This window comes from Paenibacillus sp. MER 180, assembly GCF_023713665.1.
Classification (GTDB): domain Bacteria; phylum Bacillota; class Bacilli; order Paenibacillales; family Paenibacillaceae; genus Paenibacillus_B; species Paenibacillus_B suaedae.
Genome location: NZ_JAMAVT010000031.1, coordinates 24,155 through 41,103, shown reverse-complemented (window position 1 = coordinate 41,103; position 16,949 = coordinate 24,155). Strand labels below are relative to the sequence as shown.

The window sequence follows — 16,949 nt, the reverse complement described above, 5'->3', positions numbered from 1 at the left end:
TTCTCTTGCCTGTAGATTCATTCCAGTCGGACTGATCTGCATACTTCTTTGCCGTCCGCCAGTGGATGCCCATCTGTCTAGCAATATCTCTGACCGAACACCCTTCTGCTTCACGTAAAAATCTGATGAGGCATTTTCAGCATCCTTCCATCTCCTTTGTTAAGTTCTCAGCAAACCTAACGATAGGAGGATTTTAAGGGGCTGACAAGTGCCTTTTTGCATTCAGCTTGAGCATTTTTGCGCTGCAATTTTAGGCACTTTTAGTATGCAATAAACAGCCTTGTGCCTTCATGATACGGCCAATTCGTCTCCTGGATACGATAAGCCCACGATCATGAAGCTTAGCTTTAAGCTTTCTAGTGCCATATACTCTCCGATTTTTATCGAATATTTCAATGATGGGTTCTGTGATGTCGTCTTCCTGCTGCTTTGGTTTTACTTGCTTCTAGCGATTTGCAGGACGTCACACATTGCTGATACCGAGTATTTGTCAAGATTTCGTCTGATGACACTTACTTTCGTCCCATGATCAGCGCTGCCTGCTTTAAAATGTCAACCACCATTTTAAAGCGTTCATTTTCTTTACGTAATGCAATAAGTTCATTCTCTTCAGCAGAGCGATTGTCTTTCTCTAAGAATGAACCTGACTGCTGATATTGCTTGATCCAACGATCTAAGGCAGATCGCTTAGTTCGTACTCATCTATAATAGCTGCTCTTGGCTTTCCATTCTGGTATAACTGAACCATTTGTTTCTTAAACTCATGAGTAAAGGTACGTCTTTGTTTTGGCAAATAGATCCGCTCCTTGTCGTATTGCTCTTATTCTACTAGCCCTTATTTTTTCTGTCCAAGTAAGTGTAGCCGATCCAATACACAATTTGATGAGGTGTTTATGAGATCAATTAATTTTAATCCAATTTAAGAAAATCCGAACAAACATAGAAAAAGCCGCTGTAAGAGCACTAAATACGTGCCTTTAAATCAGCGGCTGCATATGATGAGGCCCCTTTTCGGGTAATATGCATTATTGCATAGGTAAAGAATATCTGCAAAAAGAGCGAAATTACCGACTGGATTTCGCTAGATGGCATATTTAGAGTCGGTTATCCATTAAGGCAGCATCTAATAAATTTTTCATGAGAACCATGTCTATTTTCACGCTGTTATGTTTTCAATTAAGGGATATATGAGTCGTAAGTATTTAACTAACGAATCTGGTGTTGATGCATATTGACTTAATTCCGAAATTAAATTCTTCTTACTTTGATTGATTTTTACTCCTACATGTTTTTTAATCAGAGGAGTCTCCGATGTAAATTCCATTTTTATTGACTCAATAAATTCAAAAAGAAAATCAATTTCAAATTTCCCACGAAATCTTTGTTGTGCTTTTAAACCAGTAACCTCTTTTTGTTTTAACAAATAATCGGCCTCTGGAATGTGCTCAGCTCTAGGAAAAATTTCCATTAATTTTGGAATGTCGTAATCAGCTGTAATTTCACGCAAAGAAATCGATTGGACTATTTTTTTCAAGTTAAAACTATCTAGATTTAGCCTATGAGCGGACCCTTCTTTAAAGCGGTCTCTTTGACACCACAACCAAATATTCAGGGCTGCTGTCTTTTTGTGAAACTCTTCTTGTCTTGAGATAAAAAGTGATAATAATACTTTATAATCTTCATTATCTTCTGTCATATTAAATTCATATTTTAATATTTTCTTGAAAGTTGTAAGTGTAGTATAGAAATTTTCTATAGAATAGCAAGGAGTTTGATATACCTTCGGGTGGAAGCGCTCTGGTATATCAGAGTCATAATCCCTATCTACAAAATAAGCGATTTTTACAGAGCTATAGTAGCTATCTTTATTTATCATTTCAAAAAGTTTGAGTACTTCACTTTTCCCTCCACAATTTAAGAAATGAACATTATCAATATCAATATTCAATATATGTTCTATCCTTAATCCATAATACTTTACATCATCACCTTCAAAACAACAAAATAAATCTGTATCATGTCTAGCTTTCAAACGTGTAAATGTGGTGAAAGCCACAGTTGCTCCTTTTCTACTCTCTTTTAGTCTTTCCATTCTCGTCATATATTCTATCCCTCACATATCTGTTCATATCTTCTGCTAATAAATCTAATTCATTTTCAAAGATAAAAGGTGAGTGGGTTACAGAAAGCAACATAGAGCACTTTCCAGATTTCAACACATCAGGCAGCAACATTCTTTGCCATTCAATAGAAAGAGAAAGCTCTGGTTCATCAAATAAAACTATTACATCATTCTCAGATTCCAAAAAGATTTTTGCGAATAGTGAAATTATTTGCTTCTCTCCTGAAGAAAGGTTCTTTAATCCTATTTCCTGCCCATTTTTTTGAACTACACTTATTTCAACCTTACTCTCATTGTAGTCAACTTTCTTTGCATTCAAATATCCGTTACAAACACTTGCAAATCCCTTAATGAGATTATCTAAATTCTTTTGCTGATCGTAACTTTTTATCAAATTAGATAAGAAATTAATTAAGTACTTGTATTGCTCCTCCTTATGGAAAATTTCCTTGGAGTTTACAAGATCAATTATTCGTTCCTTGTATGTTGGGTCAATATTTTTTCCTACACGTTCTAAGATAATTTTCAAAATATCTGGTTGGATTCTATTCTTAATTTCCTCATCAATTTCATTTAAGCCATCAACATACTGACTCAACATTTCCCCTGTTATAGACGAAAATCCATCAAGAGCAGAGTTTTTTATATTTAGTATCACTTTATTAAATGTTTCTTGAACATCTTCCATACCAAATTGGATTAGTCGCTTATCATCCTTATTGAGCTCAATTTTTCCGGTACCCAAATTATGTAGTTCTTCTTCAATTCTTCTATAGGTTGGAAAGTATAAAACGTCACTTTTTATTTCTTTTCTTATTTTTAGTTTAATTTCTTCTAGCTGGCGATTATTACTCTCAAACATTGAGAGCAGCGCTCGGTGAATCATGCTTGGCGCATATGGGGATTTCTCACTAATTCTATAAACTAACGTTTGGAATGTTTTTCTATGCTTAACATCTTCACTCTGGTAATGATAATGATTATATAGTGCCTCTTTCTCACCTTCAGATAGATGTTGCTCAATATAATCAATAACTCCATTGCTGTGAAATCGATCATTGATTTCACTATCCATATAATAAGATAGATTCTCCTTATTTATTTCTACTCTTTGTCCTGATGAAAATTCGATTCGAATTCTTTCAAACTGAATCGATCCCAGTCTATAAAATTTACAGGTTAGTGTATAATAGATTGCATTTAAAATTGTTGTTTTACCCAAGCCATTTTCGCCAATCAGAATATTAACGTTTGAGTTAAACGGGATTTCCACATCTCGCGAACCAAACAGCCCAAAAATTGAAAACCTTTTTATTGGTACCTTCTTGTCTTGTGTCAATCAATACACCACCCTTAAGAATTTTTAAAACTTACTATCTAAAAAACAATAACTTTCTTCCCCACCAGTTACACATATTAGAGATAAATCCCCCTATAAATTCCTTTTTTATAACCACACCATATCATGGAAGTCAGCGGTATTTCTAGTTAAAAAGAACTGCATCTGAGTCTTTGGAATTAAAAATTTTAATATCAAAAGTGATTAACCATATCAACAACAATATTTTTCGCACTACTTATGATACGGTTCAGTGCGAATGATCTTCATCTTTCCTGCCTTTTAGATTTAAATTAACTAAGAATGAATTGTTTTAAAATTTACAGATTCTACACTAATATCTTGTACAATATATTTACAAACTTCGCAATTCCCTCACCAATTATCTCTCTCACAGAACTATTTTTCCATGTAATTTATACCATTTATTTGACATACTTATAAAAATCATTATCTCCTTACCCTAAAATAGCCCCCATCTCCTATCCCAACACAAAAAGACACGCCAGCAGCTAGGGACATCCCCCTAACATCTAGCGTGTCTTTTGACTCATCCATAATTCTAACCTTTTATCTTATCTTCTATTTATCTTCTCTATATCTATTTATCTTTTAAACTTACTTATATCTAAACTGAAGCGATAGCCTCAGATAGTAACAATCACCTTACTTCTGATCACTAATCCCAACAACGCCTGTTGGATCAACGCCGAACTTGGCACCGAAGACGTCTTGCATGGAGTCGAGTGGCATGAAGAGCTTGCCGTTCTTCACGACTGGTGCTTCCTTCAGCTCGACGAACATTTTAGCAACAGAGGCTTTCTTGTCGCCTTCTTTCAGCGCAATCCATCTTGCTCCGCGCATGAACTCGTATGCGCCTGTCTTCTCGTTCTTTTCCACTTTGTAGCCCAGCGCCTTGCCGATCTCTTCGATTGGCACCATGACGTTGTGTTCAGTCGTGAACACTTCTTTCGATATTTCTCCAAGACCTTCACCGTTTACGACAAGCACCCAGTGCATGCCGCCGAAGGAGTCCTGTGGAGTTTGGTTTGGATCTTCTTTCCCTTCTGTTCCTTCACCAATCCCGATTACGCCAGTCGGGTCGATGCCGAACTTCACGCCGAATACGTCGCCAAGGGAATCAACTGGCATGTACAGCTTGCCATTCTTCACAGCTGCTGCTTCCTTCAATTCGACGAGCATTTTGCCTACAGATGCCTTCTTGTCGCCTTCCTTCAGCGCAATCCACTTGGCAGCGCGTGTGAACTCGTATGCGCCAGTCTTCTCGTTCTTCTCTATCTTGTAACCGAGTGCTTTGCCGATTTCTTCAACAGGTACCATGACGTTGTGTTCGGTTGTGTATATATCCTTCTTATCTACGCCCAGTCCTTCGCCATTCACGACGAGTACCCAATGCATGCCGCCGAAGGAATCCTGCGGAGTCTGGTTAATTTGAAGAATATCAATATGCCCATTGGCATCCATCGTCACACCTGCATGCAGCACATCTGTTACAAATTGCAGTGGAACATAGATTTGCTTATCCTTGAGCAATGCTGCTTTTCCCAGATGAAGGACATCCTTCGCTTGCCCATACTCATCCTTGTTCAACACGGCCGTAACCTTCTTGTCTCCCTTAACTGCAGTGATCGATTTGTCTTTGTTATTCCAATCCAGCTTGTAGCCCAGTCCTTCTGTTACCGTACGGATTGGTACGAGAATATGGTTGCCGTCCACCTTCACTTGGCTGGATACCTTTTTACCGTTAATGGTTACCGATGTTTGAGAGCTGACGTTATGTACCCATTTTTTATCCAGAGAAGCACCACGTGTTGTACCTACGATGTCGCCCTTCTCGTTATATACGAACTGCTTCACATATTTATCGTAGAAATTCGTGCCCAAGTCTTTCACTTCCATGTTCGTTGCAACAGCCTTCGTGTCGACTGGTTGTGTCGCTGGGGCTGCATACGCTTGTGCGCCCATCAATCCAAGAGCTAATGCTACGGTAGTTGCAATGGTTGTCTTCTTCATAGGTGTCTACTTCCTCTCGAATGGTTCGTTGTGTGGTGACGCATTGCGCAATGATATCTCAGCTGATTCACACACTCAGACGGGACACTCGATCGAAAGGTTGCACAGAAGGTTATCTCCATTTTTTACTAACTCATTTGTTCATACCCACATATATGCATGTACTAGACCATGGTTCATCCTAGCGATTTACGACAGCATGCCTTTCATCGCCCAAATCCAGATTCCAACGAATCCGAGCACAATTCCGATTAAAAACAACATAAACATCTCTGAACCTAAAAGCCTTTTCACCATACTCCCGACCAAGGCCACGATCCCGATAACGCAGCCGATAAACAACACGATCATGGACGGTCGAGTCAAGAACATATCCTGAACAGAGGGCTGCAGCAGCAAATAATAACTTCCCCCACCGACCAGTACTCCCACTGCGAAAAGGAATGCCAGCAGTACACAAACCGTTGATTTTCTCATGGCCGCTACTCTCTACTTATCCTGGCTAGGCCAGCTCTTCTTGAGCAATTTCCGTCTTGCGGCCGCGCGAGTTCACGATTGTGATACTGATCGCGTCGTATCCATTGCGCTTCGCCTCAGCGAAGTCGCACTTCTCTCCGCTTATCAGCTCCAGCTTGCCGTCCTCATCCACTTCTTCTTCGAATTCCTCGTCCCAGTCGACATTGTAATAGACGGTTACGAATACTTCGAATACATCCTCTCCGTCCCCATCGACATAAGGAAGCAGCGGCTTCCGTTCATTATGCTGCTCCACAGTATACGTATCGCACAGCATCGCATCATATCCATGCTTGCATCCATCGAACAGCACATAGCGCTTCCCCGTTGCTGGATCTTCAGCAAGAATGAGCGGTGGTGCAAAGTCCGTCGACGCTATCAGATCATCGATAAGCTCTCCATAATAGAAAATATGGAACCTCTTCGCTCCACCATCAATAGCCAGCCTTCCTGTCCATTCTACCTCATGCCATGCCGCAGGCTTCTCTGGGATTGCAATCCCGTCCAAATAAGCAGGGCCTTGTCTGCATTCATTCTGATTCGTCACTATCCTCACGTCCTGTCTCGTGTCATCACGATCGTTACAATACGATTATCATCGTCAACCTTTAGCTTTACCGTAATATCTAATTTATCCTTGAACAGCTTCGTCACATTGATGTAACGATCGACGGCCTCCGTAGTTCCCCCACCTGCCGATGTCCGCGACATGCCAGCATGAATAATATCCTTCACATAATCCGTGTCCATGGGAGCGGACGGATCATAGGTATATACATGATTTCCTTTGTCATCGAAAAATTCATACATATTCGTGTAGTCATTGGCATTTTCAAACTTCGGAACTGTTTTGATATACGCATGTACACGCTCGTTATCATACTTAATTTTGCCGTCTAAAAAGGGATTCTCCTCAGAGGACTTCACCTCATATTGGCCGTACGCCAGCATAAACAATTCATCCAAGTCTCCTGTATCTACCTGATAATAAAACTGCCGCTCTTCTCCCTTCTTATCCATTGCGGAATTAAAGTTAAGAAGAGGCCATGCATTATACCTTTTGCCGTCCTTCTCAATCGCTAACGCATACTTGCTTAAGACGACCTCGCCTTGAAACACACCAAATGATCGGCCAATAAAGTAAGCAGGAATGCTCAGAATAACAATAATGACTAGTGCAATGGTCAATTTAAGCTTGAGTTTACTCATGATGCCTCCTTATCCAATTACATATCTATACGCTGCAGCTTATGAAGCAGCTTCACGATAGCTTCTCGGTTCTTCGCTTCTTTCATATATTTGGGCACCGAGTGTGAAGCCGTGCGCTTGATGACAGCAGCTGGCTTCTCACGCAGTTCTGCCGATATGTAGCTGATCAAATAATTCAGATGCTCTCGGTTGGCCGCCCATACCGGTTTCCCACGGAAATAATCCAAGTAGTACAGCTCCAATTGAAAGATCGGATCCCGTTCATTTCGAAAATCCAAGTAGCAGCCTGAATAGGCCGCAATCTTACGTATAGGCACTTGATTCACAACTGAGCAATGCGGGCATGCGATACGCACTGCCTTATGTGTCTGCTGCTTGTGATCGGTAACCTCTTCATTGAACCATCTCTCGCACACCGTGCACATTCCGCTGGCTGTATACCGATGAGCTTCCGGTTCCTTCTCTTGATGGAAGCATGCCGTGCAGTTCACTACGACTCCCTGCTCTCCTCTAGAGATGTAGGCCAAGCCAGTGCATTTCGGGCACTTCACGGCAACCTGCTCTTTCCGACGCAATATCGCATAAAACCCAAAAGGAAGGCCAAGGGGATCTATAAAACGCTCCATGTTGTCGTTCTCCTCCCGCTTTTTTACCAAATCATTACCAAGTATAGGTATTATACGATGAACAATCAATGGACTACCTGATTATCATTACAGGTCTTACGTCCCATTTCTGTTCGATTACTCACAACTAGCTGCCCATACCCACACATGCGACATTTCATTTGCTAAATCTACTCATAAAAGCGAATCTTATGACCTACTGCTATTCAGGCCGGACATAGGCGTATCAAAGATCGCAATAAGGATTTACAAAATATACAAGCCTATTTAATTTTCCAATTACATTTATTTACACAATCGCTAACAATCCTTGACTACAATAAAAATGTAAATTACATACTTGGTTGGAGGGATTTCGGTTGAATAAAATGTTACGCAAGTCGCTGGTGACGACTCTGGCGCTTCTCATGCTGCCATTCGGAGCTATGCAATCCGATGCAGTACTCGCTAAGGGCGCAGCGAAGCCACAGCCCACTTCAAAAAATCTCATCGTCCTTATCGGTGACGGCATGGGACCTGCACAAGTATCTGCCGCACGAATCTACTCCAAGAACAAGCTGAAGCGTCCATCCTTATATATGGACAGCCTGTATGTGGGTCAAGCAACAACCTTCGCTGACAAGGGCGAAGACGGAGACACGATCGTATCCGGTGAAGTAACAGACTCTGCATCTGCGGGTACTGCATTTGCAACAGGCAACAAAACATACAACGCTGCAATCAGCGTATCGAATGAAGATATCTCGAAGCCATTCGCTTCCGTAATCGAAGCTTCCAAGGCTGTTGGCAAATCAACTGGTCTTGTAACGACAGCTCGTATTACACATGCGACACCTGCCGTCTATGCATCCCATGTTCGCAATCGCGACAATGAAAATGCTATCGCATCCCAATATTTAGAGTCAGGTGCAGTTGACGTTCTGCTCGGAGGCGGCAAGCGTCAATTCGTAAGCAAGCAGGAGAAGGGCAAGCGCGAAGACAAGACAATCATCCCTGATTTTGAGAAAAAAGGCTATAAAGTTGTTTACGACAAAAAGGGCCTGCAATCGTTAACTTCGAAAAACGGCAAGGTTCTTGGCCTCTTCCACGACTCCCATGTGGACTACGTGCTCGATCGCAAGCCTGAGACTCCAAGCCTTGCAGATATGACATCTGCAGCAATCAAGTCTCTCTCTACGAATCCGAAAGGCTTCACGATGATGATTGAGGGCGGACGTATTGACCATGCAGGCCACGCGAATGATCTGGGCGCTATGATTCAAGAGACGCTTGATTTCGATGCAGCTGTGAAGGTTGCTCTTGATTTCGCGAAGAAGGACGGCAACACTTCCATCGTAATTACAGCCGATCATGAGACAGGCGGATTCTCTCTGTCCCGTGACAACATCTATGAACTGAATGTAGATACTTGGGACAAGCAAAAGATCTCCTCCGAGCTTCTTGGGCCACAGCTTGCAAAAGCTGCATCCACCGACGAAGTGAAGGAATTAATCAAGAAACATACAGGTTTCACAGATATCACGGATGAAGAAGCTCAATACATCATGCAAGGCGACGGTTCCTCCTACAAGCAAGAAGGCGCATTCAATCAGGTGATGGCGAAGCGCTACTTGGTAGGCTGGTCTGGACACGGCCACTCTGCGGTAGATGTAGGCGTATGGGCATACGGTCCAATTGCGGAATATGTAAAAGGTCAAATTGATAACACAGCAATTGCGACAAGCATCGCGAAAGTGCAAGGCTTGGATCTCAAGAAAGCAACTGCCGGGCTGCAAAGCAAGCACTTGTATCCGAAATTCAAGGTAAGCCGTGACGGCAAGGTTCTCTTCCCTGCTGTGAAGCTGGCACAAGCATTGCAAATTAAAGTAACGAATGATAGCGCGTCGAAAACGACTACATTTACGAAGGACAAGGCGACGTTGAAGGTTCAAGACGGATCTTCCGTTACATTGAACGGCAAAGCGGTTTCGATTCCAGCAGAATTGGATCGCAATGTCCTCTACGTGGATCTTGACGCATTCAGCAAGCTGACTGGCAAAGCATTGAAGTGGGATTCCTTGTCTGAGCGCATCATTTTGAAATAATCAAATCGATACGAATGTGAACGGGTGGGGTGACAGTGTCATCCTGCCCTTTCCTTACTAAATGAGGTGATTCTATGATACAGCTTCATCAGGTCCGCAAGTCCTATCGGAATCAACAGCAGCTTCTTCCCATTCTCGATATTCCACATTGGCATGTTGCACAAGGAGATCGAATTGCGCTGCTAGGCCCTAGCGGCAGCGGCAAGAGCACTTTGTTGTACCTGCTGTGCGGCGTACTCGCTCCAGATGAAGGAACCTGTAAGGTCGGCAATGAGCCTCTGCACCAGATGACAGAACTGGAACGCGACCACTTTCGTGCGAAGCATGTGGGCATTATTTTTCAGGACTTCCATCTCATCTCTTCCCTATCTGCGAAGCAAAATATTGAGCTGGTTTACGATGGCAGCTTGCATGGACGGGCACGGCATTCGCATATTCAGCAATGGTTCGAGCGTGTCGGCTTGCAGGATCGGTTGAATCATCTTCCAGGGCAGCTGTCGAGAGGTCAACAGCAGCGGGTTGCAATTATTCGTGCCCTGATTAATCGCCCTTCCCTTCTCCTAGCGGATGAGCCAACCGGAAGTCTCGATTACGATACGGCACAGCTTACGATGAATCTCCTGCTCCAACTGGCGCAGGAAGAAGGTTCAACCTTGCTGACAGTCACCCATGACCAGCACTTGGCTTCACAGTACCCGAAGCAGCTTCATATCTCCGCCATTAACCGGCTTGCTGTACATCCTTTTTGGGCTTCTTGCTCTAGTCATTAGTTCATCACCACCACCCCCATTATTGGTTAGTGTTGTCTTGTAGCTACTCGTTACGTGCGATAGAGGCGTTAGCCCACATCATCGCTTGTTCTAGGTTAGTCATTGCTAATGACTTCTCCCGGCTGTTTGGACAAGTTCGTCAATCACGTTCGTCAATTCTTTTGCCTTCTCTCGGATAGCGTGTACTTTTCCGGTTGCCCTTCCTTTGGCGCGTGCTTTGGCGCGTGGTAATTGAGTTGCTCTCTATTACTGTCCTTTTTTGGCTGAAATGAAAAAACCGCCCCATAGGAGCGGCATTAAGTTTATTTGGTCGTATACTCATTCACTTCAAACGTTAAAATCTTATCGAAGATAACGTAGTCTTTACGGGCACTGAATGGCCCTTTGTTATTGTTGTGCTTGTTGATTGCATAGGAAGCTGTTCCCGAGCCAGCTTGTTTATTTTCATACCATGCGATAAAGGCATTAACCTCATCCATGCTTAGATCAAACTCTTTCTCCAAACCAGTTGTCATGGTAACTACTAATAATGCTCTGTCTCCATTAGTAGGCGTTGGATCTGGTTTTTGAGGTTTTTCTGGATCAGGTACTTCATTTAATTCGTATCCAAACGTAATTTCTTTAATAGCAACCCAAGAACTATAACCGTTAACAGTAATTTTTATTTTCTCATAATTGCCCGGAGTTACGCTGATAGGATCAGTGGCATTGTCACTTACCCATCTTTCTTCTTTCTTACTTATTGCTTCCCATGTTCCATTTTTATAAGCAAATATTTGATATGTTACATTATCCATTGGAGACGCATTTCCTGCAACTTGTACAAACTTCAATGTTAGTGCTTGAGGAAACGTGATTTCTAAACTTCCAGAAAAGAAGTCGGATGTGGGGCCCCATTGAGTGTTTAAATCACCATCAATCACTCTCATAGCTGTTTCATTATCAAGGTTATTACTATCTACTACCGTCGTACCTTTAGGCGGCATTAAACCTTCCATAGTGTCGACTTTACTGCTAGCAAATGCCGAGATTGGGAATACTACTAACAAGACCAATACCAATAAAACCGTTAGATGTTTTTTCACTTAATAATCTCTCCTTAATATCAACTGCTACGAGAATACAATGATTATGGATGAATGTCTAAACATATGTTTACTTATTATTTAATTTATTACAAATACTTCTATAAAAAAATAAAGTCGGCAATTAACCGACTTAAAAAAATCATTTGTAGACTATTATATTTAATGCCACAGCAACTCTTCTTACAGCGTTCCACCGTAACTTCCTATATGTTTTCTCGCTAATTGGTAGGTCAACAGGTTTTGCATGATGTGCTGAAAGAATCAGAGCTTACTCATGCGTATGCGATGACGGCTGGCGACTCCTATCAAGGATATCCAATCGTCGGCATTATACGAAGACCGGTGAAGCACTAGCACCGACAAAGCAAATGCAAACAACAGCACCACCGGCAGTAACGCCAATAAAGCGAATTCCAGCACCACTGCTTCAAAATCGAAACCTGCCTATTCGAGTACGCTGCAGTGGTCCGAATTTTTCGATAATGAGAAGCAAAACACGCCGTCGGACAAATTCTGGGATCTCTCCGGTCAGCAGGTTACGATTAAAGGATATATGGGAGAAGTGCTGTCATTCGATAAACACTGGTTCTTGCTCATCCCGGCACCAGGTGCAGAATGTCCCTTCGACAATGGCGACGAAACGTACTGGAACAAAATCATGATGGCATTCGTTCCTTCCGACACCAAACTTCGTTATACGTCCGGCGCATTGGAACTGACGGGTACGCTGGATGTTGGCATTAAGATCGATGAGTCCGGCTACAAGACGATGTTCCGGTTATACGATACCTCTTTCAAAGAAATCAAAAAATAATGAAACGTACTTGGACAGCTGCCCCAAAGCAAATGGTAGGTCATTCGACCTTGTCCGATGTAGTCGGCCAGATGGATTTCATGCTAAAATAGTCATGATCTTCCTACTGTTGAGGAGCCATGTGCATGAATGAAATGAACCAGCTGTTCGAACAGCATTTTGACAGCTTAGAAGCAGTTGCGGATTTGGTCAGTGATCTGCTTCATTGCCCTGTCACAATTGAAGATGCCGGACATAAGCTGCTTGCCTACAGCACGCATCAACCCGGCACGGATCCTGCAAGGATCGCAACAATTATCGGACGGCGCGTCCCTGAGCAAGTCATCAGCGCATTATGGAGAGACGGCACGATGCAGCGGCTCATGTCCAGTCTAGAACCGATACGTATCCAACATATCGACGAGGTTGGCCTCGGCAATCGCTTGGCGGTTGCCATCCGTCATCAACAGGACATTATCGGCTATATATGGGTGCTCGACAGTGAACAATCGCTGCCAGAAACAGCTCTCCAGACATTGTCACAAGCTGCTCAGGCTGCCAAGGCCAAGTTAATGCAGCATCAGCTGCACAGCAGACGCCAGGATCAGCATAAGCATGATTTCTTCTGGCAGCTCTTAACCGGACACCACACCTCAGAGCAAGCCATTCGGGAGCATGCGGCACGACTCGGCATTTCGTTCCCTCCTGAATATTTCATATGGATGATACAGTTCAGTACACCTATCCAAGAGAAGTTATATCGTCACATTCATTACACGCTCAAAACAACTCAGCATATGCGCATGCTGCTTCATGTCATTGATCATGATCGGCTTATTATGATGTCTGCGCCCGTGCTGTCATCACATGTAAATAGCTCTGCCAATCTGTACAAGGAACCGTGTCAACAGCTTATACTGCATATGAAGCAGCGATTCGGCGCCTCACCAGTTCGCAGCGGAGCAAGCACTCTATCCTCCTCGTTCCTGCTCGTATCACGGTGCTATGAAGAAGCCATGACAACGCTCAATCTAAAAAAAGCATTCTCCGATGAATTAGATTCTGTACATAGCTATGGCGAACTCGGTTATTACCGTCATTTGCCCTTATTGATCGAACAGCATACTGCACATTCTGCCGCACGAGGAACACAGCAGACATTTCAACATATAGGCTTAGAGAAGCTGCGCATGTATGATGCCGAGCATGTAAGCGGACTCGTGCATACCATTGAACAATTTCTTCGTTATGATTGCAATGTGAAGAAGACAGCGGAAGCCTTACATATTCATACGAATACCCTCATGTACCGATTAAAGCGCATTGCAGAAGTCGGCGGTGTCGATGTCGACAGCATGGATGAGAAGATGTCGCTATTTTTGGAATTAAAATTGCATCGATTGGCAACGATAAACAAGGACAACGAATCTACGTAACACGTCATCCGTTGCCAACCTTCCCTGCGATCGATTACCCGATACGCAATTGTCCCTGGCTTTGTGGGAATTACACAAGGACAGGGTATTTTTTTTGGAGCTGACGACAAAGCGCTGACGGGAGCTACGAATTATACTTTAATTGGATAACCAAACAGGTTCAGGATATTTGAGGAGGATAAGCAATGATTATCGGAGTTCCCATGGAGATCAAAAATAATGAAAATCGCGTTGCGCTCACCCCTGCTGGTGTAGCAGCATTCCATAAAGCTGGCCACCGTGTCATCATTGAACATGACGCTGGAATTGGAAGCGGTTTCGACAATGCCTCATATGAACAAGCAGGTGCTACTATCATTCCTAGTGCTGCTGAGGTATGGGCGCAGGCCGATATGATTATGAAGGTGAAGGAGCCCTTATCATCCGAGTACGGTTACTTCCGCCCGGGGCTTATCTTATTCACATATTTGCATCTGGCGGCTGAGCCTGAACTGGCTCGCGCATTAATCGAACATAAAGTTACTGCAATCGCCTATGAGACGGTTGAAGTCAATCGCACGCTGCCTCTGCTCACACCAATGAGTGAAGTGGCAGGCCGCATGTCAGCCCAAATTGGGGCACAATTCCTCGAGAAGCCGCATGGCGGCATCGGAATCCTGCTTGGCGGAGTACCTGGCGTACGACGCGGCAAGGTTACGGTTATTGGCGGCGGTGTTGTCGGAACGAACGCTGCCAAGATCGCAGTAGGTCTTGGAGCAGATGTTACCATTATCGATATGAACGCAGATCGCCTGCGCCAGCTGGATGATCTATTCGGCTCGAGTGTGAATACCTTAATGTCGAACCCACTCAATATTGCCGAAGCGGTAGCCGAATCCGACTTGGTCATCGGTGCAGTTCTTATACCGGGCGCTAAAGCGCCGAAGCTCGTAACGGAAGCGATGATTCGTTCCATGCAGCCTGGTTCTGTTGTCATCGATGTCGCCATCGATCAGGGCGGTATTTTCGAAACGGTTGATCGCATTACCACTCACGACGATCCGATATACGTCAAGCACGGTGTCGTTCATTATGCTGTAGCGAATATGCCAGGTGCTGTTCCACGCACATCAACGATGGCGCTCACGAATGTTACCGTACCTTACGCATTAAGCATCGCGAACCTCGGACTTGGCAGAGCATTGCAGAACAGCCAGCCGCTTATGCGCGGCGTCAATACTGCAGGCGGAGCGATCACATACGAAGCTGTAGCCCGCGACCTCGCACTTCCGTACGTGCCTGTCGAAGAGGCGCTCCATAATGCAAGTGTGATTTAATAGCAGGATTGTACGGCAACAAATGGGTTTCCTCTCCCCCTCAGGAGATATCATATTCCATGTTCTGTATGTGGGACGCTCAGCAATTGGGCGTCTATTTTTTTTGGAAATGAACAAGCCTATACAAGCTTAGAAAACACAAGAGATCAACAACCAATGCATAATTGGCATGTTGACCTCTTTCATTTACGTATTTCATATTTCATTCATTATGCATTACGCTAAGCCGAATCCATGCACCAGCCCAAAGCCTAGCAGGGACAACAGAATGGAACCAATGAATCCCGCCGCGAACGACTTCATCCCAAGTCTGCGGAACGAGACAAGATCGACATTCAAGCCGAGCCCCGCCATCGCCATGGCAATCAGCATGTAGGCCGCAATGACGATATATCCTGCAATCTGTTCTGGAACGATCCCTAGTGAATTAAACCCGCTGACGAGCAGGAATCCAAGGATGAACCATGGAATCGGTACTTTGGCTTTCTCCGTCCGAGCACCTGCTCCTGCTTCCTTGCGGCTCTCACGTGACGACCAGATGCCGATCAGAATAGCGACAGGAACTAGCAAGGCTACACGCGTAAGCTTAACAATGACCGCCATATCGACCGCTGCGCTGCCCCCTGGATCTGCTGCTGCAATGACATGAGCAATTTCATGCAATGTCGCACCGGCAAAGATCCCATATCCGTTATCCGACAAGCCAAGTACCGGAAACAAGAATGTATATGCTAATGTAAAAATAGTGCCCAGTATCGCAACCATCGCTGCACCGATTGCCGTTTCTTCGTCCTTGGCTTTAATTTGCGGCGCTATCGCTACCACAGCCGCCGCACCACAAATCGCGGTTCCACACGCTGTCAATATACCGAGCCTTTTATCAACCTTGAACAATCTCGTAAGTCCATATACGACCGACAAGGTAAATACAATGACGATTACCGCCATCATGAATACTTTAGGGCCTGCACGTACTATATCCATAAGGTCTAAGCGCATCCCGAGCAAGATAATGCCGAGGCGGAGCAGCTTTTTACTGGAGAAATTCGTTCCTGCAACAATCTCCTGCGGCACCCCGATGGCAGCACGCCACGCGATACCGATCAGAATGGCGATCACAAGCTGTCCCATGATACTAAGGAAAGGCAATCCCGCAAGCAGCTTCGCTGCAACCGCAATAATGAGCGTTAGCGCGATGCCGAGCGCAAATCCTCTATATTGTTTATTTCGCTTCGGCTTGGTGGCCAGAAGAACTTCCCCGTTATTCATATCCATCCCCCGTCTCTAAGCAGGTGTAACCTGATGCTTACGATGAATACTATATATGGCTTCGCTCGTGAGGGGAAATACGGATATGCAATCCCTAGCATAAGGAAAACTTATTGTCGGTATATTTATCTATAACATGAGGAGCAATTTGGTGCCTCTATGTGCCGTCCGACATTAACCATTCGCCAGGCATACTTAAGTTACATACAAAAATACCCCCAAGGCATTCTTTATATCATCCGATATAAGAACTTGTCCTTAGAGGTGCTTGAATGGTCTCATATTAAGGGTAGTCTAGACTACTGTGTTCGAATGAATGTTCAAATATATATTCTGACTGTAGCAAA

Annotated in this window: 14 protein-coding genes and 2 pseudogenes; 5 read left to right on the top strand and 11 right to left on the bottom strand. The window is 43.9% G+C overall.

Going from position 1 to position 16,949, the window contains the following annotated elements; translation table 11 throughout:
* Positions 1–277: 277 nt before the first annotated feature.
* The 8 genes and pseudogenes from M3661_RS30920 to M3661_RS28745 all read right to left on the bottom strand — a co-directional run.
* A pseudogene (locus M3661_RS30920) lies at positions 278–748 on the bottom strand (IS3 family transposase); the annotation flags it as partial.
* 408 nt (positions 749–1,156) lie between these two features.
* Complete coding sequence (locus M3661_RS28775; protein WP_251490626.1) at positions 1,157–2,101, bottom strand: DUF4435 domain-containing protein; 945 nt, start codon at positions 2,099–2,101, stop codon at positions 1,157–1,159.
* Positions 2,070–3,461, bottom strand: coding sequence for an AAA family ATPase (locus M3661_RS28770; protein WP_251490623.1), 1,392 nt, complete (start codon positions 3,459–3,461; stop codon positions 2,070–2,072). The genes M3661_RS28775 and M3661_RS28770 overlap by 32 nt, the downstream gene beginning before the upstream one ends.
* 666 nt (positions 3,462–4,127) lie before the next feature.
* Positions 4,128–5,495: a stalk domain-containing protein gene (locus M3661_RS28765; protein WP_251490620.1), complete on the bottom strand. Its 1,368-nt coding sequence runs from the start codon at positions 5,493–5,495 to the stop codon at positions 4,128–4,130.
* Positions 5,496–5,684: 189 nt separating this feature from the next.
* On the bottom strand, positions 5,685–5,972 hold the full coding sequence (locus M3661_RS28760; RefSeq protein ID WP_251490617.1) for a hypothetical protein: 288 nt from the start codon (positions 5,970–5,972) through the stop codon (positions 5,685–5,687).
* Positions 5,973–5,997: 25 nt separating this feature from the next.
* Positions 5,998–6,558 carry a hypothetical protein gene (locus tag M3661_RS28755; protein WP_251490605.1) on the bottom strand — a complete coding sequence of 187 codons (561 nt, stop codon included), beginning with the start codon at positions 6,556–6,558 and terminating at the stop codon, positions 5,998–6,000.
* Between the two features lie 5 nt (positions 6,559–6,563).
* A complete protein-coding gene (locus tag M3661_RS28750) occupies positions 6,564–7,220 on the bottom strand; it encodes a hypothetical protein (RefSeq protein WP_065293264.1) in 657 nt (218 codons plus the stop codon).
* A 17-nt stretch (positions 7,221–7,237) separates the two neighbouring features.
* Entirely contained in the window at positions 7,238–7,846 is a 609-nt protein-coding gene (locus M3661_RS28745) for a hypothetical protein (RefSeq protein WP_251490602.1), read from the bottom strand.
* 368 nt (positions 7,847–8,214) lie between these two features.
* Between M3661_RS28745 and M3661_RS28740 the strand changes: the two genes are divergently transcribed.
* Positions 8,215–9,930: an alkaline phosphatase gene (locus M3661_RS28740; RefSeq protein ID WP_251490632.1), complete on the top strand. Its 1,716-nt coding sequence runs from the start codon at positions 8,215–8,217 to the stop codon at positions 9,928–9,930.
* A gap of 74 nt (positions 9,931–10,004) precedes the next feature.
* Complete coding sequence (locus tag M3661_RS28735; protein WP_251490599.1) at positions 10,005–10,700, top strand: ABC transporter ATP-binding protein; 696 nt, start codon at positions 10,005–10,007, stop codon at positions 10,698–10,700.
* A gap of 43 nt (positions 10,701–10,743) precedes the next feature.
* Here the strand turns inward: M3661_RS28735 and M3661_RS31095 are convergent.
* Positions 10,744–10,915 (bottom strand): annotated as a pseudogene (locus M3661_RS31095) (Acb2/Tad1 domain-containing protein); the annotation flags it as partial.
* Between the two features lie 87 nt (positions 10,916–11,002).
* Complete coding sequence (locus tag M3661_RS28730; RefSeq protein WP_251490596.1) at positions 11,003–11,785, bottom strand: ran-binding protein 10; 783 nt, start codon at positions 11,783–11,785, stop codon at positions 11,003–11,005.
* 565 nt (positions 11,786–12,350) lie between these two features.
* On the opposite strand from M3661_RS28730, the gene M3661_RS28725 reads away from it, so the two are divergent.
* The 3 genes from M3661_RS28725 to ald all read left to right on the top strand — a co-directional run bounded on the left by M3661_RS28725 (position 12,351) and on the right by ald (position 15,333).
* Positions 12,351–12,602 (top strand): hypothetical protein, encoded by a 252-nt coding sequence (locus tag M3661_RS28725; protein WP_251490591.1) that lies wholly within the window; start codon positions 12,351–12,353, stop codon positions 12,600–12,602.
* 125 nt (positions 12,603–12,727) lie between these two features.
* Complete coding sequence (locus M3661_RS28720) at positions 12,728–14,017, top strand: PucR family transcriptional regulator (protein WP_251490588.1); 1,290 nt, start codon at positions 12,728–12,730, stop codon at positions 14,015–14,017.
* Between the two features lie 185 nt (positions 14,018–14,202).
* Entirely contained in the window at positions 14,203–15,333 is a 1,131-nt protein-coding gene (gene ald, locus M3661_RS28715; RefSeq protein WP_021255757.1) for an alanine dehydrogenase, read from the top strand.
* Positions 15,334–15,549: 216 nt separating this feature from the next.
* Here ald and M3661_RS28710 read toward each other — a convergent pair whose 3' ends face one another.
* A complete protein-coding gene (locus M3661_RS28710) occupies positions 15,550–16,602 on the bottom strand; it encodes a YeiH family protein (protein ID WP_251490585.1) in 1,053 nt (350 codons plus the stop codon).
* Between the last annotated feature and the right edge of the window lie 347 nt (positions 16,603–16,949).